The 24,460-nt window shown below is 37.9% G+C and carries 30 protein-coding genes, 1 pseudogene and 2 other annotated features; of the genes and pseudogenes, 7 read left to right on the plus strand and 24 right to left on the minus strand.

What is annotated here, in order from left to right:
• Positions 1–24 precede the first annotated feature (24 nt).
• A complete protein-coding gene (rnhC, locus tag KI375_RS08740) occupies positions 25–957 on the plus strand; it encodes a ribonuclease HIII (RefSeq protein ID WP_212973099.1) in 933 nt (310 codons plus the stop codon).
• A 67-nt stretch (positions 958–1,024) separates the two neighbouring features.
• On the opposite strand, the gene pheT is transcribed toward rnhC, so the two are convergent.
• The 3 genes from pheT to KI375_RS08755 all read right to left on the minus strand — a co-directional run bounded on the left by pheT (position 1,025) and on the right by KI375_RS08755 (position 5,774).
• Positions 1,025–3,439, minus strand: coding sequence for a phenylalanine--tRNA ligase subunit beta (gene pheT / locus KI375_RS08745; RefSeq protein WP_212973100.1), 2,415 nt, complete (start codon positions 3,437–3,439; stop codon positions 1,025–1,027).
• A 12-nt stretch (positions 3,440–3,451) separates the two neighbouring features.
• Positions 3,452–4,495 (minus strand): phenylalanine--tRNA ligase subunit alpha, encoded by a 1,044-nt coding sequence (gene pheS, locus KI375_RS08750; RefSeq protein WP_212973101.1) that lies wholly within the window; start codon positions 4,493–4,495, stop codon positions 3,452–3,454.
• 211 nt (positions 4,496–4,706) lie between these two features.
• Positions 4,707–4,967: a binding site (T-box leader), on the minus strand.
• Positions 4,968–5,015: 48 nt separating this feature from the next.
• Positions 5,016–5,774, minus strand: coding sequence for a TrmH family RNA methyltransferase (locus KI375_RS08755; protein WP_212973102.1), 759 nt, complete (start codon positions 5,772–5,774; stop codon positions 5,016–5,018).
• A gap of 99 nt (positions 5,775–5,873) precedes the next feature.
• Between KI375_RS08755 and sspI the strand changes: the two genes are divergently transcribed.
• The gene (sspI, locus tag KI375_RS08760) at positions 5,874–6,080 is read left to right on the plus strand and encodes a small acid-soluble spore protein SspI (RefSeq protein ID WP_212973103.1); all 207 of its coding nucleotides are present in this window, start codon (positions 5,874–5,876) and stop codon (positions 6,078–6,080) included.
• 165 nt (positions 6,081–6,245) lie between these two features.
• Positions 6,246–6,920: a DUF421 domain-containing protein gene (locus KI375_RS08765; RefSeq protein WP_212973104.1), complete on the plus strand. Its 675-nt coding sequence runs from the start codon at positions 6,246–6,248 to the stop codon at positions 6,918–6,920.
• 38 nt (positions 6,921–6,958) lie between these two features.
• On the opposite strand, the gene KI375_RS08770 is transcribed toward KI375_RS08765, so the two are convergent.
• Both KI375_RS08770 and KI375_RS08775 read right to left on the minus strand, forming a co-directional pair.
• Positions 6,959–8,044 (minus strand): M42 family metallopeptidase, encoded by a 1,086-nt coding sequence (locus KI375_RS08770; protein WP_207448193.1) that lies wholly within the window; start codon positions 8,042–8,044, stop codon positions 6,959–6,961.
• A gap of 65 nt (positions 8,045–8,109) precedes the next feature.
• The gene (locus tag KI375_RS08775; protein ID WP_212973105.1) at positions 8,110–8,601 is read right to left on the minus strand and encodes a dUTP diphosphatase; all 492 of its coding nucleotides are present in this window, start codon (positions 8,599–8,601) and stop codon (positions 8,110–8,112) included.
• A 96-nt stretch (positions 8,602–8,697) separates the two neighbouring features.
• Between KI375_RS08775 and KI375_RS08780 the strand changes: the two genes are divergently transcribed.
• Positions 8,698–9,087, plus strand: a complete 390-nt coding sequence (locus tag KI375_RS08780) for a sigma-w pathway protein ysdB (RefSeq protein WP_212973106.1) — start codon at positions 8,698–8,700, stop codon at positions 9,085–9,087.
• Positions 9,088–9,180: 93 nt separating this feature from the next.
• Here KI375_RS08780 and KI375_RS08785 read toward each other — a convergent pair whose 3' ends face one another.
• The 5 genes from KI375_RS08785 to infC all read right to left on the minus strand — a co-directional run bounded on the left by KI375_RS08785 (position 9,181) and on the right by infC (position 11,294).
• The gene (locus KI375_RS08785; protein ID WP_212973107.1) at positions 9,181–9,774 is read right to left on the minus strand and encodes a TVP38/TMEM64 family protein; all 594 of its coding nucleotides are present in this window, start codon (positions 9,772–9,774) and stop codon (positions 9,181–9,183) included.
• A 47-nt stretch (positions 9,775–9,821) separates the two neighbouring features.
• Positions 9,822–10,097, minus strand: a complete 276-nt coding sequence (locus KI375_RS08790; protein ID WP_212973108.1) for a DUF1294 domain-containing protein — start codon at positions 10,095–10,097, stop codon at positions 9,822–9,824.
• Between the two features lie 90 nt (positions 10,098–10,187).
• Entirely contained in the window at positions 10,188–10,541 is a 354-nt protein-coding gene (rplT, locus tag KI375_RS08795) for a 50S ribosomal protein L20 (protein WP_212973109.1), read from the minus strand.
• Positions 10,542–10,567: 26 nt separating this feature from the next.
• Complete coding sequence (rpmI, locus tag KI375_RS08800; protein WP_207448203.1) at positions 10,568–10,768, minus strand: 50S ribosomal protein L35; 201 nt, start codon at positions 10,766–10,768, stop codon at positions 10,568–10,570.
• A 22-nt stretch (positions 10,769–10,790) separates the two neighbouring features.
• On the minus strand, positions 10,791–11,294 hold the full coding sequence (gene infC / locus KI375_RS08805; protein ID WP_212973110.1) for a translation initiation factor IF-3: 504 nt from the start codon (positions 11,292–11,294) through the stop codon (positions 10,791–10,793).
• Positions 11,295–11,400: 106 nt separating this feature from the next.
• Positions 11,401–11,539: a sequence feature (ribosomal protein L20 leader region), on the minus strand.
• A gap of 320 nt (positions 11,540–11,859) precedes the next feature.
• Here infC and KI375_RS08810 point away from each other — a divergent pair.
• Both KI375_RS08810 and KI375_RS08815 read left to right on the plus strand, forming a co-directional pair.
• On the plus strand, positions 11,860–12,405 hold the full coding sequence (locus KI375_RS08810) for a YusW family protein (RefSeq protein WP_212973111.1): 546 nt from the start codon (positions 11,860–11,862) through the stop codon (positions 12,403–12,405).
• Positions 12,406–12,448: 43 nt separating this feature from the next.
• Entirely contained in the window at positions 12,449–12,988 is a 540-nt protein-coding gene (locus KI375_RS08815; RefSeq protein ID WP_212973112.1) for a YusW family protein, read from the plus strand.
• Between the two features lie 192 nt (positions 12,989–13,180).
• On the opposite strand, the gene KI375_RS08820 is transcribed toward KI375_RS08815, so the two are convergent.
• The 13 genes and pseudogenes from KI375_RS08820 to KI375_RS08880 form a co-directional block, all read right to left on the minus strand.
• Positions 13,181–13,723, minus strand: a complete 543-nt coding sequence (locus KI375_RS08820; RefSeq protein ID WP_212973113.1) for a delta-aminolevulinic acid dehydratase — start codon at positions 13,721–13,723, stop codon at positions 13,181–13,183.
• Positions 13,724–13,972: 249 nt separating this feature from the next.
• A pseudogene (locus KI375_RS27930) lies at positions 13,973–14,065 on the minus strand (GNAT family N-acetyltransferase); the annotation flags it as partial.
• A gap of 218 nt (positions 14,066–14,283) precedes the next feature.
• On the minus strand, positions 14,284–14,568 hold the full coding sequence (locus KI375_RS08830; protein ID WP_212973114.1) for a hypothetical protein: 285 nt from the start codon (positions 14,566–14,568) through the stop codon (positions 14,284–14,286).
• 51 nt (positions 14,569–14,619) lie between these two features.
• Positions 14,620–15,483, minus strand: a complete 864-nt coding sequence (locus tag KI375_RS08835; protein WP_212973115.1) for a GNAT family N-acetyltransferase — start codon at positions 15,481–15,483, stop codon at positions 14,620–14,622.
• Between the two features lie 24 nt (positions 15,484–15,507).
• Positions 15,508–16,053: an HAD-IIIA family hydrolase gene (locus tag KI375_RS08840; protein WP_212973116.1), complete on the minus strand. Its 546-nt coding sequence runs from the start codon at positions 16,051–16,053 to the stop codon at positions 15,508–15,510.
• Positions 16,054–16,075: 22 nt separating this feature from the next.
• The gene (locus tag KI375_RS08845; RefSeq protein WP_212973117.1) at positions 16,076–16,603 is read right to left on the minus strand and encodes a ribonuclease FAU-1 family protein; all 528 of its coding nucleotides are present in this window, start codon (positions 16,601–16,603) and stop codon (positions 16,076–16,078) included.
• Positions 16,597–17,322, minus strand: coding sequence for a nucleotidyltransferase domain-containing protein (locus tag KI375_RS08850; protein WP_212973118.1), 726 nt, complete (start codon positions 17,320–17,322; stop codon positions 16,597–16,599). Before KI375_RS08850 ends, KI375_RS08845 begins: the two co-directional genes overlap by 7 nt.
• A gap of 44 nt (positions 17,323–17,366) precedes the next feature.
• The gene (locus tag KI375_RS08855) at positions 17,367–18,083 is read right to left on the minus strand and encodes a YwaF family protein (RefSeq protein ID WP_212973119.1); all 717 of its coding nucleotides are present in this window, start codon (positions 18,081–18,083) and stop codon (positions 17,367–17,369) included.
• A gap of 70 nt (positions 18,084–18,153) precedes the next feature.
• A complete protein-coding gene (locus tag KI375_RS08860) occupies positions 18,154–18,927 on the minus strand; it encodes an APH(3') family aminoglycoside O-phosphotransferase (RefSeq protein ID WP_212973120.1) in 774 nt (257 codons plus the stop codon).
• Positions 18,928–18,949: 22 nt separating this feature from the next.
• Positions 18,950–19,969, minus strand: a complete 1,020-nt coding sequence (locus tag KI375_RS08865) for a S66 family peptidase (RefSeq protein ID WP_212973121.1) — start codon at positions 19,967–19,969, stop codon at positions 18,950–18,952.
• A 20-nt stretch (positions 19,970–19,989) separates the two neighbouring features.
• On the minus strand, positions 19,990–20,472 hold the full coding sequence (locus tag KI375_RS08870) for an NUDIX hydrolase (RefSeq protein WP_212973122.1): 483 nt from the start codon (positions 20,470–20,472) through the stop codon (positions 19,990–19,992).
• A 107-nt stretch (positions 20,473–20,579) separates the two neighbouring features.
• Positions 20,580–21,134, minus strand: a complete 555-nt coding sequence (locus KI375_RS08875) for a DUF2441 domain-containing protein (protein WP_212973123.1) — start codon at positions 21,132–21,134, stop codon at positions 20,580–20,582.
• Positions 21,135–21,193: 59 nt separating this feature from the next.
• Positions 21,194–22,105, minus strand: a complete 912-nt coding sequence (locus tag KI375_RS08880; RefSeq protein WP_212973124.1) for an MBL fold metallo-hydrolase — start codon at positions 22,103–22,105, stop codon at positions 21,194–21,196.
• A 259-nt stretch (positions 22,106–22,364) separates the two neighbouring features.
• Between KI375_RS08880 and KI375_RS08885 the strand changes: the two genes are divergently transcribed.
• Positions 22,365–23,030 carry a Fic family protein gene (locus KI375_RS08885; protein WP_212973125.1) on the plus strand — a complete coding sequence of 222 codons (666 nt, stop codon included), beginning with the start codon at positions 22,365–22,367 and terminating at the stop codon, positions 23,028–23,030.
• 96 nt (positions 23,031–23,126) lie between these two features.
• Here KI375_RS08885 and KI375_RS08890 read toward each other — a convergent pair whose 3' ends face one another.
• Entirely contained in the window at positions 23,127–24,251 is a 1,125-nt protein-coding gene (locus tag KI375_RS08890; protein ID WP_212973126.1) for a CAP domain-containing protein, read from the minus strand.
• Positions 24,252–24,460: the final 209 nt, after the last annotated feature.

The raw sequence follows: 24,460 nt of genomic DNA on the forward strand, positions 1-24,460 counted from the left end.
ATTCTAAAATTAGGAAGTGATCGGTTGGCGAATACAGTAATTCAGGTAACCCCATCTGAAATCGAAAAAATGAAGAATTATTACAATCAATATTTAAAAGCAAACAATCCGCCTGGAAGTGTCTTTTCTGCTAAAAAGCAAGGTTGTACCATTACCGCCTACCGCTCTGGAAAAGTCATGTTCCAAGGAGCCGAGAATGAAACAGAAGCCAAACAATGGGGGGGGACACTTCCAAAAAAGAAAACAGTTCCGTCTAAAAAGAAATCATCCGGCAATCCTCTGCCAGCCAATATTTCTTCTTTATCTGTGATTGGCTCTGATGAAGTTGGGAAAGGTGACTTTTTTGGACCCATGACTGTTGTAGCAGCGTATGTGAAAGAAGAGCAAATCTCTCTGGTCAAAGAATTAGGTGTGCAAGATTCCAAAAATCTGACAGATATAGAAATTGTCAGGATTGCCAAGGATTTATTAACGTTCTTGCCCTATAGTCTTTTAACATTACCAAATGAAAAATATAATCAACTTCAGTCTTCCGGTATGACACAAGGGAAGATCACAGCTAGATTACATAATAAAGCCTTGAATTCTGTACTTAAAAAAATAGAACCTGAAAAACCAGATGCGATTCTGATCGATCAATTTGCTGAAGCTCCTGTCTACTATCGCCATTTACAGGGGGTAGCAGAGATTTGTCGTGAAAATGTTTATTTTAGTACAAAAGCAGAAAGTATTCACCTCTCCGTTGCGGCTGCCTCCATTTTAGCACGTTACGCTTTCTTAAAGGCCATGGATCAATTAAGTCAAAAAGCCGGTTTTAAGCTGACAAAGGGAGCTGGTCCTAAAGTAGACCAGGATGCCGCTCGTCTGATCAAATCCCATGGTTTAGAAGCGCTTAATGAGTTTACGAAAATGCATTTTGCCAACACGAATAAAGCGAGAAAAATTGCGAAAGTCTAGATGCAAAAAAAGGTAGAAATCACTCAAATAGCCGAGTCGTTTCTACCTTTTTTATTGCAGTGAGATTCTATCCTCTAAGTTCTGCTCCCACTTTATCTTTTACTGCTGTTAATACTTTTTCATGTGCTTTCACTACTTCTTCATCTGTTAAAGTTCTTTCAGGATCCGCATAAGTTAATGAGAAAGCAATTGATTTTTTTCCTTTACTCATATGCTCTCCTTCATATAGATCAAACACTTTGATCGATTTCAGGAGTTTTCCACCTGCTTGATGGATAATTTTCTCCAATGTTCCAGCTGTCACAGTCGTATCGACAACAAGCGCAATATCTCTGGAAATCGACGGGAATTTAGGGATTGGTACATATTTTAATTCCGGTAATTCGTAGTGGAAAATCGGTTCAGCTTTAATTTCAAATACATACGTGTCTTTTAGATCCCATGCGTTTTCCATTGTTGGATGTAGTTCCCCAACGAAACCGATCACTTCACCGCCAAGGAGTATTTCCGCAGTTCTTCCCGGATGCATTCCATCTATTTTCGCTGCACGCCATTCCACCTTGCCCGCTAGACCCATTCTCTCAAAAAGACCTTCTAAAATTCCTTTCGCTACATAAAAATCAACTGGTTTCTTTTCACCTTGCCAAGCATTTTCTACCCATAATCCAGTTAATGCACCTGCAATATGCTCCTGTTCATCAGGTTGTTCATTCTGACCATTATCAAGAAAAATCGATCCTATTTCATAAAAAGCTACTGTTTCCCGTTGCCTAGCAATATTGTAGGAGAGAGAATCTACTAGTTGCGGAATAATGCTCATTCGTAAACAGCTATGCTCTTCACTCATTGGCATCGCGAGTTTCACAGGCTTTCGTGTTTCAAGCGCAAACTGAGCGGATTTTTCTTCAGAAGTTAAAGAATAGGTGATTGTTTGATAAAGCCCCGCCCCCTCAAGGAAATCTCTGGCTGATCGGCGTTTTTCCTGTCCTTTCGTTAATCCGCCAGAAGTAGCAGCGCCTTTCGGTAAAGTCTTTGGTAAGAGATCATAGCCATAAAGACGTGCCACTTCTTCAATTAAATCTTCTTCAATCGTAATATCACCACGACGAGGTGGTGCAGTCACCGTAAAAATACCATTTTCGACTGAAGCTGCAAACTGCAATCTCTTGAAAATTGATATGACCTCGGACTCGGTAATCTCCGTTCCTAGGACACGATTTATTTTTTCCAATGTGATCGCAAGCGTGACAGGTTCAATCGTTAAATGATCATCTTCCATTCGTCCTTCTAACACGTCTCCTCCTGCAAGTTCTACCATTAACTTTGCAGCTCTTTCCGCTGCAGGACGAACGCGAGTAGGATCCACACCTTTTTCATATCGGGTACTAGCTTCACTTCTTAGGCCATGATGTTTAGAAGTTGCTCGAACCGGTGCCCCGGAAAAATAAGCTGACTCAAGCAAAACAGTCGTTGTTTCACTACTTACTTCTGAGTCCTCTCCACCCATGACTCCTGCTAAAGCAATAGGAACAGATCCATTCGTAATCACCATCTGCTCACTTGTAAGCGTTCGTTCCACACCATCAAGTGTCACTAGTTTTTCTCCTTCTTGAGCAAGTCTAACAACGACCTCTTTCGAACCCAATTTATCATAATCAAAAGCATGGAGCGGCTGCCCATATTCTAATAAAATATAATTGGTAATATCGACAACATTATTATGGGGACGAATGCCCGCAGACATAAGACGTGCTTGCATCCATAATGGCGAAGGGCCGATTTTCACATTACGAATCACCTTAGCTGTATATAGTGGGTTTCCCTCGCTTGCCTCAACCTTAACCGAAATATAATCTTCTGCCTTTTCTGAGGAGGGCTCTACTTCTGTTTCTGGTAATGCAATTTCTCGATCTAGGATGGCGGCTGTCTCATAGGCGACGCCTAGCATACTAAGCGCATCTGCACGATTCGGAGTAAGATCAAGTTCTAACACCTCATCATCTAAGTTCAGTAGTGCTAGAGCATCTGCTCCGACTTCTACCTCATCAGAAAATACAAAGATTCCCTCAGCAAAATCCTTAGAAACTAACTTTCCTTCTATCCCTAATTCTTGCAGAGAACAGATCATGCCATTTGACACTTCGCCTCGTAGTTTCGCTTTTTTAATTTTAAAATTACCTGGAAGAACAGCTCCCACCTTTGCAACAGCTACTTTCTGACCTTTTGCAACATTAGGAGCTCCACAAATAATTTGAACGGGTTCCTCTTCACCTACATCTACTATGCATTTATTTAATTTATCCGCTTCTGGATGTTTTTCACATTCAAGTACATGGCCAACAACAACATTTTTTACGCCTGCACTTTTTTGTTCCACACCATCTACTTCAATTCCACTTCTGGTAATTTTTTCCGCTAATTCAGTTGCGGATACCCCTGCAAGATCGACATATTCCTGCAGCCATTTATAAGAAACTAGCATGTTTTTATCCTCCTACCCTTGTTCTTGCACCGAAAATTGTTGTAAGAAACGAACATCATTTGTATAGAAATGCCGAATATCATCAATGCCATATTTCAGCATCGCAATCCGTTCAGGACCCATTCCAAAGGCAAAGCCGGTATATTTTTCCGGATCAAAGCCAGACATTCGAAGAACATTCGGATGAACCATTCCGGCCCCTAATATTTCAATCCAACCCGTTTGTTTACAAATTCGGCAGCCAGAGCCCCCACAAATTTTACAGGAAATATCCATTTCTACTGATGGTTCTGTGAAAGGAAAGAAGCTAGGGCGAAGACGTATTTCACGATCTGCACCAAACATTTTCTTAGCAAAAACATCTAGTGTTCCCTTCAAATCCGCCATTGTGATATTCTCATTTACAACAAGCCCTTCGATTTGGGTAAACTGATGGGAATGGGTTGCATCATCATTATCTCGCCGATACACTTTACCAGGACAAATAATTTTAATTGGTCCTTTTCCATTGTGTTTTTCCATCGTACGTGCTTGAACTGGCGATGTCTGTGTCCGCATCAGTACTTCTTCTGTGATATAGAAAGTATCCTGCATATCTCGAGCCGGATGCCCCTTTGGTAAATTAAGTGCCTCAAAATTATAATAATCTTTTTCCACTTCAGGACCTTCTGCTACCTGATACCCCATGCCAATAAACAAATCCTCAATTTCCTCAATGATTTTTGTTAATGGATGGCGGCTACCGGTTTTGACTGGTCTCCCTGGCAATGTGACATCAATCGTTTCAGCTTCCAACTTTTTCTGTACAGCAGCTTTTTCTAAGTCATTTCGTTTTTCTGTAATCACTTCTGATATATTTTCTCTAATCGTATTCGCTAAAGCCCCAATTTTCGGCCGCTCTTCAGCCGATAATTTGCCCATTCCACGTAAAACCTCTGTAATCGGGCCTTTTTTTCCAAGATACGACACTCGAAGGTCATTAAGTTCTTTTAAATTGGATGAACTTTTAATTTTTTCTAGAGCTTCAGCTTTTAGTTCTTGTAACCTTTCTCTCACTTTGCAAATCCTCCTTTGATTTTTTCTAAAATAAGAAAAGCGCAAGGGGCCCGCTAACAAGCAAATGTTCTAGGACAAAGAAAGATTTTATTTGCCTTTCATTTTCCCAGGTTATTATCCAGAACATCGGCAAAGTTCACGACATCCTGCCTAGTACAACCTGTACGTCGTAACATCTGCAGCTAAAACAATAAAAAAACCTCATCCCTAAAAAAGGGACGAGGTTTATCGTCGCGGTACCACCCTTATAAACATGCTAAGCATGTTCACTTCATTCTGATAACGGCAATGCCGATGTATCTTTACGTAATGTTGTTCAAAAAGAAATGGTGACTTTTTAAACGTTATAAAACGGTCCTGATACCGACTCGGGAGGTGAACTTCATTTGGTTTTAGCAAAAAATGCTTTCAGTCAAGGCATTTTCTTCCTGTATGCTTCCGCCAAATTACTTTTCTCCGTCGACGTCTTTCGCTTATTTAGATAATCACATTATAGCTGTTTCCCTTTATGAATTCAAACCTATTTTCTTAAATGGTATAACAAAATGCCAGTAGCAATGGAAACATTGAGCGATTCACTATGCCCATAAATTGGAATATATAAATTTTTATCGGTTTTTTCCAGAATTTCTTTTGAAACACCTGCCCCTTCATTTCCAACAACAAGAGCAAAAGATTCTGTTGGTGCTGCTGTTTGAAAATTCACTGCTTCTTCTAATGCTGTGCCATAAACCGGAACTTCGTTTTGTTGTATCTGCTTTAACCACTTCAACAAATTTCCGGACTCAATTGTAAGATGAAAATGGCTACCCTGTGCCGAACGAATCACTTTCGGATTATAAAGATCTCCAGTACCCTCTCCGAGAATCACCACATCTACACCCGCTGCGTCTGCCGTCCGGATGATCGTGCCAATATTTCCAGGATCTTGCACACCATCCATTAAAAGGAAACGGAAATGCTTAGTAAAGTCGGCTTTTGTAATCCTTTTTTTACATACTGCAAATATCCCTTGAGGGGCCTTTGTATCGGAAATTTGTTCACTTACTTCTTTTGAAATCAAAACAACCGGAATTTTGTGATCATCCGTTTTCCATTCATGGGCAAATTCTTTCCCCTCTTGAATAATCACTTCAACAATCTCATTGGTTTTAAATGCTTCCTGAACTAAATGTTCACCTTCAATCAAATAAGTCCCTGTTTGATCGCGAAATTTCTTCGAAAGTAATTTCTTCCACAACTTTACTTTTTCATTTTTTGTCGACTGTATATATTCCATCGCTTTCAAGCCTTTCCAAGGTTTCTTTCTTCATTATACATATTACAGCTCATTTGAGAAAAACTAAACATCAATATCTATAATAAAGGAGCTATAACCATGGATTTAAACTTACGTAAAGCAGTTCTTCATAATGTTTCAAATAATGATCAAGCTCAATTAAAAGACACGATTGTCGATGCGATTCAACGTGGAGAAGAGAAAATGTTGCCTGGACTAGGGGTTTTATTTGAAGTTATTTGGGAAAATGCCGACACTCAAGAGCAGAAGATGATGCTTGAAACATTAGAACAAGGGTTAAAATAACAGCAATCAGCAAACGGATGTTGACCTGGATCCTAGAGGGTGAAATTCTCTTAATAGGATTCAGGTTTTTCATTTGTCAAAAAAACAGGTCTTCTCACCTGATTGAAAGCCAACAAAAAAGGGTATTTCCTTTTTAAATAGGTCTTCAACGCAGGAGGAACCGTTATGGATTCAAGTATCACATTAAAGGTTATTTGTGGATTAGTGATCTTATTGCTGATCATTCGACTTTTAGGAAAAAAGGAATTGTCTCAATTTACTCCATTTGATTTTGTTTATTTATTAGTCATTGGCGGCTTCCTAGAGGAATCTGTTTATGATAAAAAGGTCAGCGTCTGGGAAGTCCTTTACACCATTATCTTATGGGCTATTCTTATTTTCATTATTGAAATGATTGTCCGAAAATTTGATAAGTTAAAACCAATCATCAAAGGAGAACCCTCTATTATCGTGAATGATGGCGAACTAAATATTAAAGCACTTAGAAAAAATAAATTAGAATCTGAACAGCTCAGGACTATGCTCCGTCAGCAAGGAGTGTTTTCCATAAAAGAATTAAAATATGCGATCTTAGAGACAAATGGTCAATTAAGTGTCATGACAAATGAAGACCAATCTCCTGTAACAGCAAAAATGTTAAATCTTCATCCAAGTAAAGCTACCTTATCCCATTTACTAATTGATGAAGGTAAAATAAAAGAAAAAACCCTCACTTCCATTAAAAAAGATAAAAAATGGTTAATGGAGCAATTAAAAGAAGAGGGCTTTAGCAATTGCCAGGAAATTTATTATGCCGAATGGTCAAAAGAGCATGGATTTACGATCAAAACAAATCCTTAACTCTATGTCGAGAAAAAACCCGCTAGTGCGGGTTTTTATTATTCATAGGTAATTTTATCAACCGTATCTCGGTCTAAACGCTTGATCACTTCTGTAATCAGCTTCACAGCATTTTCAAAATCATCACGGTGAAGAATACCCGCGTGGGAATGGATATACCGAGTAGCAATCGTCATCGCTATGGAAGGTGCCCCTTCTGCAGCTAGATGAATCGAACCAGCATCTGTTCCACCACCTGGAATCGCATCAAATTGATAAGGAATATTTAATTCATCTGCTACACCTGTAATCAATTCACGAAGACCTTTATGGGAAACCATAGAAGCATCATAAAGAATAATTTGCGGCCCATCTCCCATCTTCGATTGTGCTTCTTTTTCCGAGATTCCCGGTGTATCTCCAGCAATCCCAACATCAACCGCAATCGCGATATCTGGCTGAATTTTATTGGCCGCTGTTTTAGCACCGCGCAGCCCTACTTCTTCTTGAACAGTTCCTACCCCATAAACGATATTTTGATGGTCCACATCCTGGAGATTTTTAAGTACATCGATCGCAATCGCACAGCCAATTCGATTATCCCAAGCCTTGGCAAGAAGCATTTTTTCATTATTCATCACAGTAAACTCAAAGTATGGGACCACCATATCACCTGGTCGGACGCCCCATTCTACTGCTTCCTCTTTATTAGAAGCACCAATATCAATAAACATATCTTTAATATCAACTGGTTTTTTCCGTGCTTCTGCTGGTAATATATGCGGTGGCTTCGACCCGATAACTCCAGTAATATCACCTTTTGAGGTAACAATTGTCACACGCTGAGCAAGCATGACTTGTGACCACCAGCCACCTACAGTTTGAAAACGCAGAAAACCTTTTTCATCAATTTGTGTAATCATAAAACCAACTTCATCTAAATGGCCGGATATCATAATTTTCGGCCCATTCTCCGCTCCCGATTTTTTAGCGATTAAACTGCCTAATCCATCGGACTCCACTTCATCTGCATAAGGAGTTATGTATTGCTTCATCACTTCTCTTGGCTCTTTTTCATTCCCTGGGATTCCCTTAGCATCCGTTAAGTCCTTTAACATCGTCAACGTCTCATCTAACTTTGTCAAATTGCTCCCTCCTTCACAAATTTGAAACTAATTACATTATAATAAAAAAGAAAGTTGGAATGCTACTAATACCCCTCTTCTTGACGCTTATAATTCACCTCATTTTTCTCTTTATAAGCTTGCTGGGTATCATCAATTGTAAATCCAAGAGATTGTCCCAAAATAAAATATTGACGCAATAATTCTTCAAAATCATCGAGTGAACGTGATTGTCTTAGCTCACCAACTTGATTGTAAACCTTTAAAAAGCTTGTTACTAAATCTTCATTTCCTTCAGAAGAGACAACGGAAAAGGAGTTTTCTGCAAAGCCCAATTCTAACCCTAAGGAAAGAATAAAATGGATGCCATCTACATATTCCTCCAAAATCACTTCGCTGTCTGAGGCTGGCTTTTTACTCCAAAATTTAAAACATCTTGTTTCATTTGCTAATTCGCCTATTTCCACTAATAAGGCCAAGATCTTCTCATCAAATAAAGATCGATCTTGTAAGCCATGTTCTTCTTCAATGTATTGATCTAATTGTCGTTGCATTTCAAACCATTCTTTCAGTGTCATTGTAAAATCCCTCCTAAAAAAATTATAACAAATAATGAAACTTTTTAAATACTCATTCGTATAGCCATATTAGATTAACCGATTGGAGGTTGCGTCATGTTTATTCTGCTAAGGATTGTGATTTTTGCCCTTATTATCTACCTGATTTATAAAATCATTAAATTTATATTAGATCCGAAACGTAAACTTGAAACCGCACATGAACAAAAAAAGTACTTTTTCTATGACGTACCTGACAATATTAGAAAAAATTTCCTCATCACATTGAAAGGTGTCATGTTTGAAGGTGAAAAATATCTCGGTACTACCGATCGTTCCTTCGAAGTAGTTTCTATATTCGTCTGGCCGCGAAACACCGACTTGCTCCAAGGGCTATCGTATGAAGACTTTCGATTTATCGAACATGAAATAGAACTACGTTACCCAGATAGCACAATCGATTGGAAAAGTCCGATTAAAGAGCTTATGGAGAAAAACAAACAATAACCTCCATGCACATAGCTAATTCTTTAAGGGTCTACGGAAAAAATCCATTTGCGATTTTTTCCGTAGACCCTTCCCTCTTCGTCCTTGTTTCTCTTACGAGCAAACATTTTTTGTCTCTTGTTGTTTCGAAAAAAATTCATTCCAAGCAACAGTTGACATTTTTTCTCGTAAAATATACACCAATGCAAGCAAAGCCAATAAAATAATGACACTAATCGTTGGCGTAAAATGAGTGATAAACTCTCCAAATACAGTGTAAAAAAAGGCCAATGGAAGATTTGTTGCAAAGGCTCCCCTCATAAAACCTTTAAAGTCAGGCCTTCTCTCTAACAGACAAAGATTTAATAAATGATAATGAAAAAAAGGAATCAATCGGAGAATTGCGATTTGTCCCACCGTCATTTTAGCATAGCGACCAAACCATTTATTTTTAATCTTTAACAGTTTTTCATAGGTACTGGGCATTTTTCGAATACAGAAATAAAATAAGGCCGATAAAATAAGTAAACCGGTCATAGAAAAAACCGTTCCTAATACACTTCCAAATAATATTCCACCTACCATACACACCATGATAACGGGTATAAAAATAAATTGACGAATCACATGGAAAAAGATGAAGATGATAGGAGCCAATGTGCCTGTTCCTTGCACAAATGTCAGCATGATCACTAATTGTTCATTCATTTGATCCCCCGCCTTCTTACTAATAGTCTATGGAAGAGAGAATTTCGTTATGACAGGCGGCCAAGCATCAAATAAAAAAGAATGCAGTCGAGGATAGCCAATATTGGAAAGCCATATTTAAAAACAAAATGCTTGGTTTTATGACGGAAGGACCACATGCCGAGCGTTGTCCCCAAAGCCCCGCCTATAATAGCGATTAACCATAAGTTTTTTTCACTAACACGCCATTCTCTTTTTTGCGCCCTTCTTTTATCAAGCTTCATAATAAAAAATCCCCATAAATTTATGACGATAATATATATTCCCACGATTAATTTAAACATATTCCTCCACCTTTTAAATCAAAAGCCATTCTCCAAGAATGATGGAGAATGGCCTTTTAAAAAAGTCTTTATGAGTTTCTTATTGTCTAACTACAGTGCTGCTTTTGCTTTGTTTGCTAGTTCTGCAAATGCACTTTCGTCAGATACAGCTAAGTCAGCAAGCATTTTTCGGTTTACTTCGATGCCAGCCAATTTCAAGCCATGCATTAAACGGCTATAAGAAAGACCGTTCATACGAGCAGCCGCGTTAATACGAGTGATCCAAAGCTTACGGAAATCACGCTTTTTATTACGACGATCACGATAAGCATACATATAAGATTTCATTACTTGTTGATTTGCTACTTTAAATAGTCTATGTTTTGAACCATAATAACCTTTGGCTAATTTTAAAACTTTCTTGCGACGTCTGCGCGTAACTGTACCGCCTTTAACACGTGGCATATTGATTCCCTCCTATTGGTTCCGGTTTATTTCAGATTGTCAAGTAAGTGACGTATTCTTTTAAAATCACCTTTTGAGACAATGGTAGATTTACGAAGTTTACGTTTTTGTTTTTGAGATTTATGAGCGAACATATGGCTTGTATAAGCATGGGAACGTTTCAGTTTACCACTACCTGTTTTCTTAAAACGCTTTGCTGCGCCACGGTGAGTTTTCATTTTTGGCATAGGGTTTTTCCTCCTCAAAACTTTACTTTTCGGCTTTTGGTGCCAACACCAAGAACATACTACGACCATCCATCTTCGGTTTCGATTCAACGGTTGCTAAATCACTGCACTCATCAGCAAATTTATTCAATACACGTTGACCAATTTCCTTATGTGTGATGGCACGTCCTCTAAAGCGGATCGAAGCTTTTACTTTGTCCCCTTTTTCCAGGAACTTACGTCCGTTCCGAAGCTTCGTGTTGAAATCATGGTCTTCAATGGTTGGACTTAATCGAACTTCCTTCACATTGATCACTTTTTGATTTTTACGTGCTTCTTTATCCTTTTTTTGCTGCTCAAAGCGAAATTTTCCATAGTCCATGATTCTGGCTACTGGTGGTTTAGCATTTGGAGCAACAAGAACAAGATCAAGATTTACACGAGTAGCCATTTCCAATGCTTCATTACGGGATTTGACTCCAAGTTGATTACCCTGATGATCAATTAGACGAAGTTCACGGGCACGAATGCCTTCATTTAACAACATATCTTTGCTAATAGTTAGCCACCTCCAAGATATTTTCGGAATACATCTGTTTGGAAAAAGATAAGCGCGGACGCTTTACTCATCATTAAGCTATCGCTATAAAAATGAACAATAAAAAAAGCGGGCACAAGGCACCCGCTTTACATTCAAAAAGATATTTAATGAATGATAAATTTCAGATCTAAAACCTGCCAACAACATATAGCGTCGATCAGGCGAGAAGCGGGCAGCTCCTTCTTCCATCAACAAGTATTCAATTTCGTTATAAATAATAGCACATGAACATAATTATGTCAATCATTGCCTCTTACACAAGAAATTATTATAGCAAATAAAAGGAAATAAGGCAAACCTTTTTTAAAACTATTTTACCCTATCTATCCTTAAAATGTTTAATTTCACCTGTATCGGTAAAACTTATAAATGAAACTTCAATTAGTGTAAGAGCTTCGTTCTCATTAATTGTTATTTGATACAAATCAGGCTTTTTAAGCAGTTTCCCAAGCCTTACGGTGGGATTACTACCTGGTTATTTAAAATAAATTAGCATAGGAGGTTTAAGAAAATGAACAAATGGTTTATATCTGTAATAGGAGCTGGCTTATTATTGGGACTAACTGCTTGTTCAAATGATCCCTCAGTCGATAATCATCCGAAAGAACAAGTTGTACCAAGCGATAACCAAGATCGGGAAAAAACACCAGATACGATTCAAATAGAAGATAGCGGGAATAAGTCTAATGAAGGACAGGTACAAAATGATCAAGATGCAACTGAAATGATGCAAGACCTTAACTTCACTAAATTTGAACTCGAAGTAAAATATGGTCCCAACGAGGAAATCGATTACGAATATAAACAGAAAAGCGACAATGGCGATTATAAAGCTGAAATGAAAGATACCGTTAAAAATGTTATTTACAAAGGGGTGGAAGCTTTTGCAGCATTGCATACACAATTAAAAGATATTGAACTAAATGCCAGTATGGATGATGAAGCAACAATCCAAGGAATACTCGACCGTTTTGACCTTAATTCGGATTATAGCAAATTTGAATTGGAAATGACTTTTAAAGACGGTAGTAAATTAGATATTGAGGATCGCAAATAGAAGTGTCGTCCAAAAAGATATACAAATATAAGGAGGGTAAATGATGAAACGTACTTTACTTGTTTTTTCTTCTTTTGTCCTAATGTGCTTCTTAGCTGCATGCGGAAATGGGAATACGAATGACATCGACTCAGCACAAAACAACACCCCAGAAGACGTAAGTCCAAATAATGAAACTGGAACAGGAAACGATTCGAAAGATAATGAAGAGACTGGAAATTCAAATGACCAAGAGGAAATGAAAACACAAATGGACAAACTCGATTTTTCTGAAATAGAAGTCGAAGTTTCTTATGGTCATGATCAAGAATATGAAGCAGAAATTGAACAAGACAAAAATCAACCAATTGAAGCCAAAGTAGAAGATGAAATTAACGATGAATTCCTAAATGGCAAAGATGCATTTGATAGCATCTATGCAAAAGCAGAGAAACTAACTCTGACGAAGGATAGTAGTGATCAAGAGACAATTGAACAAATTTTAGATGCATTCGGTTTAGATAATGAGTATGAAAAATTCGAAATTGAAATTACTTTTGACGACGGATCCAAGCTTGATGTGGAAGATCGGAAAACTGCGTAAAACTTATTACACGAATCGCTAGCCAAACAGGAGCAACTTAATCAGTGGAGAGTTACAAGTCAAACATTGATTGGAGCAATCAACTACAGCTGTATTCCTCCACTGATTAATAAATAATGTGAAACTTCAATCAGTGGGGGTTTTACAGCCAGTTAATGCGGGATAAACATTTCTTAATATCCACTATTAAAATCACTCAAACCATTCATAAAGCATCGTTTCAGAATCCGTACCTCTAGCTACCTCAAATGCTTCTTTTTTTGATCGTTTATTTTGATATAGTTCATAAAAGAACCTAATTGCAAAAAATCCACTACTTGTCCAATCAATATAATCATTAGGACCTATATATGTTTCACAGGCATTGCTCAAAAAACTAGCTGCCAATTTTTCATTCCCTAATCCACATCCGAGATTAATAATGAAAGGTGCTTTAAGCTGACAATATTCACTGATTTCTTCTGCTCCGAAATTACCCCTTGGTTCATTGTCATAATAAACATCTTCCCCTAATTCAGGCATACAAAATTTACCATCCACACCATGAAACGAAAATATAAGAAAATCAGATGAAAGGTATCTTTCTCCGGAAAGAAATTGAATAAAATCAGTAGGTCTGCCGATTACTTCATGAATTACACGAAACTCAAATGCTTCTAGTACTTGTCTTATTACTTCATATTGGTTACCTGTTTCACAAGAGACAATGGTTGCTGTATACATTTTTTTCTCCATTGAATAAAATCCTTTATTAAAAGACCGTACTTTTGAATGTCTAAATTCAGCAACAAATCCGTGATCTCTTCTCTTTCTTAGAATTCAAATTCGAACGATATTAATCGATGCGAATATTCAAAACCCAACTTTTCAGCCACTCTTTTGGATGGCTCGTTGGATTCATGTGTTGTCCAAGTATTGTCGCCAAACCACGGTTTCGTATAGTTTGATCAAATGTTGCGATATAAATTTCATGTCGGTCTCCATTCACGCGCAAGTACTTATTACCTTCCCCTTTTTTAAAATAGCATATCCTAACCCATCTTGAGTAAATGATTCTGCCGAGGACCAGAACTCTGTTAACTCTTCCTTAGAACCTCGTCAGCATCAATCAATTCCTTAGTGATCTTTACCATGGCGAGGTCTTCATCAAGTATGCGGAGTGGTTGCTCCAAACCTTTATTGAAACGCTCTGTATCCAATTCGTAATAGATCTTATAACCGACATAATATTTACGTCCATCAATCACTTTTTTCAGTGTTTTTTTCCAGTCTTCATTAAATATACTAGCGCAAAATTAGTTTCCTCCACATAACTCTAGACTTTCTTGCTTTAATTGTGTGGAAATTAAAGCGCCCAGGTAGCTGTTAAATGACTCATTTTCTGAATCACCGAGCAGATAATACCCTAAACCGACCGCGTATACAATCGCAGTACGAGGCTCCTCTATCTGATCAACATATACTACGCCTTGATTCATACCGCTAATAACTGCATTTAATACATTTTCATTTTTTTCATACGAACTACTCAACAATTTTTTGATTTTACAATAATTTTCTTTAGGTAATGTAACGATCATTGTATCCTCCTCCTTTGTATTTCTCTTAAAAGATTTTTTAGACCAACGCTGCTAGGTTTTTGGAATGATCCTTGCACTACAAGCCTTTTCGTAAAATTCGATGGGACCTGCTTCATCTATAATTACGTAGGCATAGCCATGTTCATGCATTGCCTTTAGACATTGATGGAGTAATTGATAACCAATACCTAAACTACGGTGATCGATCGCCGTACCCATTGGGCCGAACAAACCTTTCTTTTTTCGCACAACATCATAACAAGCAAATCCTACAATCTGATCCTTTTCTATGGCAATGAAAATTGGAATATTTGTCTCATGAAAACCATTGTCAATCGATTCGAGCCAGCCTTTCCCAAATTCACCCTCCACAAAATCTCTTAAAACTGTAAAATCGTCTTGTGTTACTCTTCGAATGATACTCTTGCTTACAGTCTCATTAGGAAAAGAATATTCTTTTAATGAAACAATTAGATCTCTTGGAGAATAAACAATCTCAAGTATACTTGAGACATCCTCCGTGCTAATCAAGGAACAGATAGTAGGATCTTTCAAATCAAATAGGGCTTTTAACACTAGGCCTTCATTTAAATAAATCTGTTTATACCGTGCCATTAATTGAGAAGACCTTTCCAAAATCTTTTTTACGGCTAAGGAGACTTTTGTATGAAAAGGCCAACATTGGACTGCTTGCTCTCCGTCATCCATATTTGTTTGACCAAGCCACTCTAGCAAACTATCATACGTTTCTTGATAGTTCATCAGTAACTCAGTACATACTCCTGTTCCTTCATGGAAAGTACCTACAAGCAAATGAATAGGTTCCACTACACCAGTTGATTCTAAAGCTGCTAATTCGGCATGTTGAAAAATCCTCATACAACGATCAGTAAATCTCATTGTTTCTGAAATCATGATTTCCCCCTTCAAATAAGCGCTTTATTTAAGAGTATTTAACCACTTGACAGCATCAAATACATCCTCAGCAACATAATCAGGCTCTACTTCCGCCCATTTACCAAAGTACTCCTGCTGATGATAACGATCGTAAGCCTCTTGACCTGCACCCGTCTTCACTAAAATTTTCACACAGCCCACTTGATTTGCAGCCATTAAATCTGTCCAGCGGTCACCAATTACAACACATTTCTTTAAATAAAGTTGATGTTCAACTGCTGCTTTTTCTAGCATGCCTGGGGCAGGTTTTCGGCAAGAACAGCCTTCCTCATGACCATGAGGACAAAGATAAACTGCATCAAAGCCAAAGTTTTTAAGCTCTTTATGAAACGCTTGTACCGAACTTTTCCCTGCCGCAACCCCTGGTTGGTTGGTAAATGAAAAAATCCCGATTCCTTTTTCTTTTAAACTTTCCATGGCTTTCACCGCATTGGGATATAATGCAAATTCACCAGGAAATACAACCTGCTCATGACCGCCTATTGTGCCATCGCGGTCTAGAAAAACTGCTTGAATCCATGTACTCAATTAGCAATTCCTCCTCTCCGAGTCAGATCTTTTTCATATGTTCCTTCGCTAATTTTAATAAAGGAAATTGTTCGCTTCGGATCAGTTCTTCCATATGATTTGCTTCTTTCCATGCCAGCTGATATAAATTCTTATCAATAATGCCTTTTTCCAATGATTCTTCAAGTTCATCCTCGTCTTTTAGAAAAATTTCTCCTGACGGCAGAACGACAATATCCAGAAATAAATCATCCATCCATGGCCGACCGTTTTCTATGCCATTTTCTTTACAAATATCAATATACCACTGGACAACCTCATCATTCCTATCAAACATCGTAGTCACAGAATAATGTTGATTTTCCGGAAAGTGCTGAAGCCAGCAATAGCCATCATCCACAATACAAACTCGGGTATTGCCATACTGGACAAAGGATGATTCAGTCACCTTGTGAATCCGTAAAAGTGTTATATTTCCTACGAATTCTTCTGAATCGAAAAACATTTGCCGAAACTCTCGAGCAAGGATTCGTTTCCAACCAGCACGGTCTCCATACTTTCGTTTTAACATTTATTCTTCCCCATAGAAAATCCATCAAATAACAAGCCACCAAAAGGCTCTACGGCTTCCTCTACAAACTGAATGATTTTTTCCTTTTCATTTTTCTGATAAAATTCTTCAAGTGCCACTATGAAATCTTTTGCAAGTTCCGCATTATAGTTTTTCAATGCTCGAATCGTCCATTTCGATGAGCCGATCCATTGCCGATTCATTCGTAGGATGAACTCTATCGATAATTCCGCAAGTGTATTGGCAAGAAAAATGGCTTCTTCTCTTTTAGAACATCCTTTAAAATCATCCAACACATCGGTTAAAAAGTATCTCTTCATATCGATCGTTTCACTTGACCATTTATCTGGTCCTTTTTGCAATAATTCATTTGCTTCTTGTTTAACCATGTTTACAATATTTGCATCCCTTATGATAATCCCTTCTGATACCATTTTGGGCATACTAGGTTTCGCTTGAGCCCGGTCGCTCTCAAAAAACTCTTTATAGGAAGAAAAATTATGAACAAAGCATTCAATATACCAACCAAAATCGATAAAAGATTCGCGATAGGAGGAAGGAAGTACCTGATCAAAAATTACAATATCTAGGTCGGATGTGGATGTTCCCTCACCCCGCACTACACTTCCTGCCAATAGTGCGGCTTGACAATTCGGAAAATGTTTTTCAATGACAAGTTGAGCAGCCTTCTCTGGATTTGGACGTGATGGTGTCGCCATAAATTCTCCCCCTATGTCAATCAATTAAACTTACTCCCACAAAATCAACTTTTTTTCTTAACCTGGTAATACTTCTCCTCATTTCTCTTTCGAAAAATTACCCAAAATAATAAAAAAATTGCAAAAGCCACAAATTCTATCACGAAAAGATACCAGGGATATGGACCTAAATAATCTAATAGGCTACCCCCAATAGGTTTATTCCTTAAAAACATGTAATTCCCTTTCACCAGTCGATTCACTACAAAGACAATTGGGGCAAGCAAGTTTAAGATCAGCATGGTTTTTAGGAGTCCCTTGAAAGTTGGCCGAAATCCTTTTATCCAAGTAAAATAGCAAGCTGTAAGAATAATACCAAAATGAGTATAAAAGAAATGAAAATAGCGAAAATGTGGGAAACCAAGTTCTAAATCTGGTGTTATGATCGCTTGAAGTGCACCGCCCATGCCAGCATAAAAAACGAAATTATATAAATGTTTGCTATCTGTCCATAAAAGCACAATGACCAAGATCAGGCTAATACTACATAATTCTAGTGGCAGAGAATAACTCATATCCCACCGCTCTGTTTTCCACATCCAGATTTGGTAAAGTAACTCCATGATCAATAAGGATAAAGCAAAAATTTTCTCTAATGTCTTACAACCATCCCATTTTTTTCTCGTTACAAATAGAATATAAACGATTATAAAACCGACTATAACAGCAGCAATATGCGCTGTAGAAAAGATAACGAATGAGGGCCCATTTGTATCATTCAAGTTTCTTCCACCATTCCGAAATAATAGATTGCATAAGGACTTTTCTTCATTTCCTTAACATATGGATTATCTAAAAAAATTCATCCAATAGCTGATAAAAGTCTATTTTTTCTTGTTCTACTTGCTCTAAGCCATATTCTTTCAAAAAGAGGGAAATATATTGTTTTCCAAAATTACGAGCAATACTTCGAACAGCTAAAGCGATATCCTGATAACGATCTGATATACCTGCTCTTCCCAAGTCAATAAAGCCACTCACTTTATTGTTCCGAAGGATAATATTCGGCAGACAATAGTCTCCATGAGTAAAGACAGGATCCTCTTCTCTAGGTCGATTCTCAAGCAGATCTTGAAAAAGCTCCTCCGCAGTTTTTCCTTTTCGTTCTTCATCAAAATCTTCGGTATCAACAAGACTTTTTTCTACTCTGACTTGGGCTTCCTTTATCGTCACATCCAAGGTACGTTGAAAAGGACAATGTTCTACACAAAGACTATGTATCTCTCTTAACCCTTGAGCCAATTGCTTGGTTACGAGTGGAATATTGGTTATATGTGCAGAGTCAGATGCATCAATGCCTTTGATTTCCGTCATTAATAAATATTCTTGCTTTTCATCCTGACCATAATAGAGTATCTCTGGCACTGCTAATTTTCCTTGCAGCCATCCCATCTTCTCTTGCTCGACTTGCAATGGTTCAACAGCATTGGCTACCTGTGTTTTCAAGTAAAGTGAATGACCCCCCTTTTTCAGAAAAAAGGTACTTGCTTCTGAATGACCACTAGTTTCTTGGTACATTGTATAGCCCTTGATGATTTTCTCTAATGGACTAGGTATTTTATTCATGGCTTCCCCCCTCTCCTCTCTCTTATGGTAAAAAGTATTGTTGAATCATTCCCTGCCCATTTTCTACCTTTACTTCGGCAAATGCACCATTTATAAATGTTATTTGTGGAGGAACATGACCGCAATCAATATCATAAATAATCGGAATATTTAGCTCGTTTGCGAGTTCTTGATAAACATCCTCTACTGTATAGTTTTCTACCGCTTGATTGGCGGAGCTTCGTCCAAATAGAATACCGGAACTTCCCTCAAACCAACCAGCTAATTTCATTTGGATCAGCGATCTCCTTAAATCGACTGTTGATAGCTCACAATTCTCGAGGTACCATATTAGCGGATCATCAGCAAGGAATTGTTCTTTAAATCTTTGCACATCTCCATAGGGTGTACCAATTAAATGACGGATCACATCAATACATCCGCCTAATAAGCGACCTTTAATCGGAACGTTAGGTGAAGGAGAAATCGTTTTCCAAATGGTTTGCTCCGTTAGATGATAAACACAGGGAGAGGGCCGATCATGCTGCCATTCCTTTTGATATGTCGAAGAGGAGTGCTGCACAACACTTTCTCCAGCCTTTGTAGCTAACACCTTTTCCCACATGGCTGTTGTCTCATCCGAATATTCTCCACGTAAATCCAGTAAGTTCGTACCATGTGCAGTGGCCATTCCGCTTGTCAATGTTATCGCCAATAATAAAAGGCTAATGTCGGAATAACCTAAAATCCATTTATTTGGAGGTTGTTCAAAATCGATATATTCTAAGATTTCTACTAATAATTCTCCACCCCAAGGTGGTATAAGTAAATCGATTGACTCATCCCGTAACATTTGCTTTAATTCTGCAGCCCGCTCTTCAGCCGAAGCCGATTTGGCCTTATGTTGGGTCCAAACGGTCTCACCACATTTCACCGTAAATCCCCTCTGCTCTAAACGTTGAAATGCCTGTTTTACAATGGGATGAAGTTCCATTCGCACCCCTGATGAAGGGGCTGTCACCCCAATCACAGCCTTATTTTGCAAAAACGGATATCGGATCATTCATTCCCCTCCCCTTTGTGCTAAATATCTCTTTTCAATTTCAACTCAAACTTCGGCTTCGTGACATAGTCCATATACTGAACGGTCCCATCAAAATTCAAGTAGGTTTGGAAACGCGTGCGAATGGCTGGTGCTTCGACCATATCTAAAACATGTTCCTTCGCTACCCAACGACTATCCGAAGTTTCCTCTGATGTTGCTAATTCTCCTCCTACTGGCTTGCAGATAAAATCAAACATCACCTTTGTTGGGACATCTGTGACACCGTCATACCATTTATGTGTACCTGTGTTAGAATAAACTCCCATTAGGTGCGAAACAATGATGTCGATCCCACTTTCTTCCTTTACTTCCCTCGTCACCGCATCGATCACATTTTCTCCTACTTCCACTTGTCCACCTGGATACACCCAGCCTCCATGAATTGTTTTAACAAGCAGAATATTCCCTTGATCATCTTCTACAATTCCACCGGCTGCAACAATATGTGTTGGCATTTCCATGATCTCTCCACCCTTCTTTGTCCCTACTTTATTACTATTCTAGAAGATCACAAAATTGACCTGCCAATTGATTTTGGGAAAAGTTGCTCTAACTCCTCCCTGGGTGCTCAAGATAAAGAAAATTCCTTTACTATTTCTACAACCTCTATCTTGCCATCTATTAACGTTTCTACCAATTGCTCCTTATCAAGTTTATTAGGTTGATTGCTCCAGTAGTAATCTGCATTTCTTTCATTTTCTTCAGCATCCTGAGTTCCATCAAACACATTATACGCATCACCATCAAACACCCTGCCATTTGTTCGTAGTTTAACGATTTGATAAACTTTTCTCCCACTATTGATAAATGAATTAGCCCACATTTCAGCATCTACAAAAGTTTTTGAGGTGTATAAACACGACATTCTAGAAGGATAGTTTGGATAGTTTTCCCCTCTAACCTTCTCTAGTGCTAATTCTCTGTATGTTCTAACAGTCCAGTATTCCAAATTGGAAGTTATTAATTTCGAGTCTTTATCACTAGGCTTGTTCCCATCTAATATATTTTTGCAAGCCATAACCCGATGATAAACGCCATTATGATGGTTATGATCAAAAATTATGGTTTGGCCAAGCTTCATAGGTTTTTCGGTAACGACATGATACAAATAATTTTCAGCCACTCTTGTGCTCCCTTCTTTTATTGCTCAGCAAGCTAATACCATTAATCTATAAAGCTATTTTATATAACTGTTTCACCTAACATTAAGACTCGTAATTTCTCCTTAGGCAACTGCCGTTTTTCCCATTCCCGGTATAAGCGCTCCAATGCCTCTGGGCCAGTGTCATCCGCCAGTCGATACGCGCCATAGTGCATCGGCACAAACGTTTTTGCTTGTAGCTCAAGAAATGCTTTAACACTATCTTCCGGATTAATATGGGAATCTTTCATAAACCACTCCGGCTCATAAGCCCCAATAGGCATAAATACGGTATCAATCTTAAATCGTTCTCCAATCTCTTTAAAGCCGGAGAAATAGCCGGTATCTCCAACAAAATACATCGTTTCCTCATCACATTGAAAGATAAACCCACCCCAATGGGACGTATTTATATCTGTGAGCGTTCTGCGAGTCCAGTGCTGGGCCGGAACAAAATCAATCGTAAGCCCATTACATTCTATACTTTCCCACCAGCTCATCTCCGTAACATGCCGGTATCCTTTTCGTAAAAATATTGATTTTAACCCTACTGGTACGATATATTGTGGATCCCCCTTCAACTTTTTCAGTGTAGGAAAATCCAAGTGATCATAATGCCCATGAGAAATCACGACTACATCAATTTCAGGTAGATCCGCAAGCGGAATTCCTGGCTCCGTCAATCTTTTTTGTAACCCCATCCGTTTTGCCCAGACAGGATCTGTTAAAATATTCAGTCCACTTAACTGAATGAGAAACGTAGAATGGCCTATCCATGTATAGGATGTCCTGCTTCTATTTTTCTGGATTTTTTCAACTTGTTTATGTGGACATTGCTCAATATTTACAGATAAATCCTTTTGCTTGCTGCGTCGTTCTTTTGTCCACTTCATCATATCTCTAAACGACTTCGTATTCGTTACATTATTTAAGTTCTCGTATCTATTTTTCATAAAATCACCTATAATGAATTCTTTTGAGAAGATTATAACAACAGCATGGTAGAGAACAAAATATAAAGGTTATTTTTTGATCGTTGAAAAAGAAATAAGGAAATCGTCCATTAGGTAGATTAAAAAATCTTTTTCTGTCTCTACCTATTATAAAGGGTAAAAGAGATAATAGAAAAAGAAATAAGGTATAATTGTAAAGAGCACATGTAAAAGTTGATAATTGGTTAATAATTGCATCTTATTGAAAGGGGCAGGTTGAATGATTTTTAAAGATAAGTACAATCTCAACAATCGGGAATCAAGATTTTTATTAAAAAAAAGCATTGTTGCTTTAATCCATTCCGCTTCACGGTTAGAAAAAGTTAACACTACATTTCCGCAAACAAAGACTATTGTTGAAGGTATGAGTGTAAGTGGCATTAGTATGGATGACATACAAGTCATCCTCAACCTGAAAAATGCCTATCAATATGTATTAAAAGTGTCTAATGACGAAAAGTTTGATTTGTCAATCGCTTGTAAAATAAACAGTTTTATTTCTTATAACGAGTCACTTGAATGGGGTGTTTTGCGCACGGGTCAGGTAGGAATACATGGAGTAGACTATATTCCTGCCATTCCTATTGAATCTATGGTCGTATCTACAATCCATAACATCTTAGATAGTGAAATGTCGTGGACCTACAAAGCATTAAAATATATGTATTATGCTATGAGAGCTCAGCTGTTTTGGGATGGAAATAAACGTACGGCCATTGTATCCGCTAATACAATCATGATGTTGAGTGGAGTCGGAATAGTCAATATTAGCGAAGAACAACTGGAAAATTGGAATCAATTATTAACAGAGTTCTACGAAACGAATAACGATGAAAGCATAATCCAATGGACTTATGATCACTGTATACATGGGATTGATTACTAAGAGAAAACGGCTGTGTTGTATCAGTCTCACATAGACGCTGCTCTTTTAAATAAGACCGCAAGCAAATAAAAGTCCACAAGCGGTCTTATCTCTATTCTACGGAGTTAAAAAGTTCTCAGTAAAATAAGGTTGTCCCTCTTCACTAAAATCGACTCCAACTCCTAATGCTCTAAAATCCTTTTGCAGAATATTCTTTCGATGACCAGGTGAATTCATTAATCCTTCGTGGGCGAAAATGCTGCTAAATTGTCCCATTGCAATATTTTCTCCAGCCATTTGATAGGCAATATCATCTGCTGTCATCCGATCAAATGGTGATTCCCCTTCAAGATTCGTGTGATTAAAATAACTGTTTTCAGCCATATCTGTACTATGTCCGCGTGCTGTTTTCATCACTTCTTCATCCCAATCAAGAATAGGAAGATCATTTTTCACTCTGGCAGCATTGGTTAAATCAAATAACTGATATTCAAATCCTTCTTTGAGTTCATTAGTTGGTTCGCCATAGATCTGTTCTTTCTTCCCTTCAAGCTTTTCATTCAGAACCAAAACAGCTGTAACTGTATCTTCCTCTAGCTGATCATAAAAAATTGTAGCATATTGGTCTCCGATTAAGAAAAGGTCATATTCATCATTTGCATTGATTTGATAGGAAACCCAGCCTTTTCGAATATATTCTAATGGATCGTGCTGACTAGCTAAAACCGTCTCCCTAGCCGTTCCATATTGTACTCCGATAGATGAGGAAATTAAGTCTTGATTTGTATATAACCCAGCTACTCGATCATTCTCATCATAAGCCACCATCAAAAAGTTTTGATACTGTTCATGATACGCCACCCAATCAACACCATATTCATTTCTAGTAGAACGTTGCGGGGAACCAATTTGCTTTTCCACTTCTGACCGTTCATGTCCGATTTCAATATTATGAATGGAAAATGTTTGATCCAGGGGCTCTTCCAATTTTGGTTTTTCGACCGACTGCTGTTCCGATTCCTCTCGTTCCTCTGGCGAGGACGTTTTGAATAAATCTTGAACCTGAGACTGAAGGGACTCAATTGTTTTATTTACTTTCGGATGTTCCTTTATCGAATAAAAATCTGCTTGCATTTTTCCGAAGACACCTGGCACACCAGATACTTTTAGGGTTTCTCCATAAAAATGCCAAAACCCTAAAACAATAATTGCTAATAGAAGAATATTTCGTAATTTCGGCAAGCTGACACTCCTGTCTTTATCCGTATTCTATATGTATATTGTAGCAAAATTTTACGGATAGGGACAATGAGCAAGAAAAGTTAACGAAAATTACCAAGACAAGATTATTTACTGATCCACATGCTTAATAAGACGTATTTTACATCAGCCGCAATATTTTTCAGTAATTGAATATTTTCCACTCTTACTCCTTCTCCCCTATTACTCCA

Origin of the sequence: Bacillus sp. J14TS2 (assembly GCF_018333015.1) — a bacterium.
Taxonomy (GTDB): Bacteria; Bacillota; Bacilli; order Bacillales; family Bacillaceae_C; genus Lederbergia.

Bases quoted from the DNA above. Each gene is read 5' to 3' on its own strand.
- KI375_RS08790 (WP_212973108.1), bottom strand. From the start codon at position 10,097: ATGTTTAAATTAATCGTGGGAATATATATTATCGTCATAAATTTATGG.
- KI375_RS08755 (WP_212973102.1), bottom strand. From the start codon at position 5,774: ATGGAATATATACAGTCGACAAAAAATGAAAAAGTAAAGTTGTGGAAG.
- KI375_RS08870 (WP_212973122.1), bottom strand. From the start codon at position 20,472: ATGGAAATGCCAACACATATTGTTGCAGCCGGTGGAATTGTAGAAGAT.
- KI375_RS08880 (WP_212973124.1), bottom strand. From the start codon at position 22,105: ATGAAAAATAGATACGAGAACTTAAATAATGTAACGAATACGAAGTCG.
- KI375_RS08810 (WP_212973111.1), top strand. From the start codon at position 11,860: ATGAACAAATGGTTTATATCTGTAATAGGAGCTGGCTTATTATTGGGA.
- pheT (WP_212973100.1), bottom strand. From the start codon at position 3,439: ATGCTAGTTTCTTATAAATGGCTGCAGGAATATGTCGATCTTGCAGGG.
- KI375_RS08860 (WP_212973120.1), bottom strand. From the start codon at position 18,927: ATGAATAAAATACCTAGTCCATTAGAGAAAATCATCAAGGGCTATACA.
- KI375_RS08835 (WP_212973115.1), bottom strand. From the start codon at position 15,483: ATGATTTCAGAAACAATGAGATTTACTGATCGTTGTATGAGGATTTTT.
- KI375_RS08845 (WP_212973117.1), bottom strand. From the start codon at position 16,603: ATGTTAAAACGAAAGTATGGAGACCGTGCTGGTTGGAAACGAATCCTT.
- KI375_RS08785 (WP_212973107.1), bottom strand. From the start codon at position 9,774: ATGAATGAACAATTAGTGATCATGCTGACATTTGTGCAAGGAACAGGC.
- infC (WP_212973110.1), bottom strand. From the start codon at position 11,294: ATGTTGTTAAATGAAGGCATTCGTGCCCGTGAACTTCGTCTAATTGAT.
- KI375_RS08830 (WP_212973114.1), bottom strand. From the start codon at position 14,568: ATGATCGTTACATTACCTAAAGAAAATTATTGTAAAATCAAAAAATTG.
- KI375_RS08850 (WP_212973118.1), bottom strand. From the start codon at position 17,322: ATGGCGACACCATCACGTCCAAATCCAGAGAAGGCTGCTCAACTTGTC.
- KI375_RS08885 (WP_212973125.1), top strand. From the start codon at position 22,365: ATGATTTTTAAAGATAAGTACAATCTCAACAATCGGGAATCAAGATTT.
- KI375_RS08820 (WP_212973113.1), bottom strand. From the start codon at position 13,723: ATGGAGAAAAAAATGTATACAGCAACCATTGTCTCTTGTGAAACAGGT.
- KI375_RS08775 (WP_212973105.1), bottom strand. From the start codon at position 8,601: ATGACACTGAAAGAATGGTTTGAAATGCAACGACAATTAGATCAATAC.
- KI375_RS08765 (WP_212973104.1), top strand. From the start codon at position 6,246: ATGGATTCAAGTATCACATTAAAGGTTATTTGTGGATTAGTGATCTTA.
- KI375_RS08865 (WP_212973121.1), bottom strand. From the start codon at position 19,969: ATGATCCGATATCCGTTTTTGCAAAATAAGGCTGTGATTGGGGTGACA.
- KI375_RS08815 (WP_212973112.1), top strand. From the start codon at position 12,449: ATGAAACGTACTTTACTTGTTTTTTCTTCTTTTGTCCTAATGTGCTTC.
- rplT (WP_212973109.1), bottom strand. From the start codon at position 10,541: ATGCCACGTGTTAAAGGCGGTACAGTTACGCGCAGACGTCGCAAGAAA.
- KI375_RS08780 (WP_212973106.1), top strand. From the start codon at position 8,698: ATGTTTATTCTGCTAAGGATTGTGATTTTTGCCCTTATTATCTACCTG.
- rpmI (WP_207448203.1), bottom strand. From the start codon at position 10,768: ATGCCAAAAATGAAAACTCACCGTGGCGCAGCAAAGCGTTTTAAGAAA.
- sspI (WP_212973103.1), top strand. From the start codon at position 5,874: ATGGATTTAAACTTACGTAAAGCAGTTCTTCATAATGTTTCAAATAAT.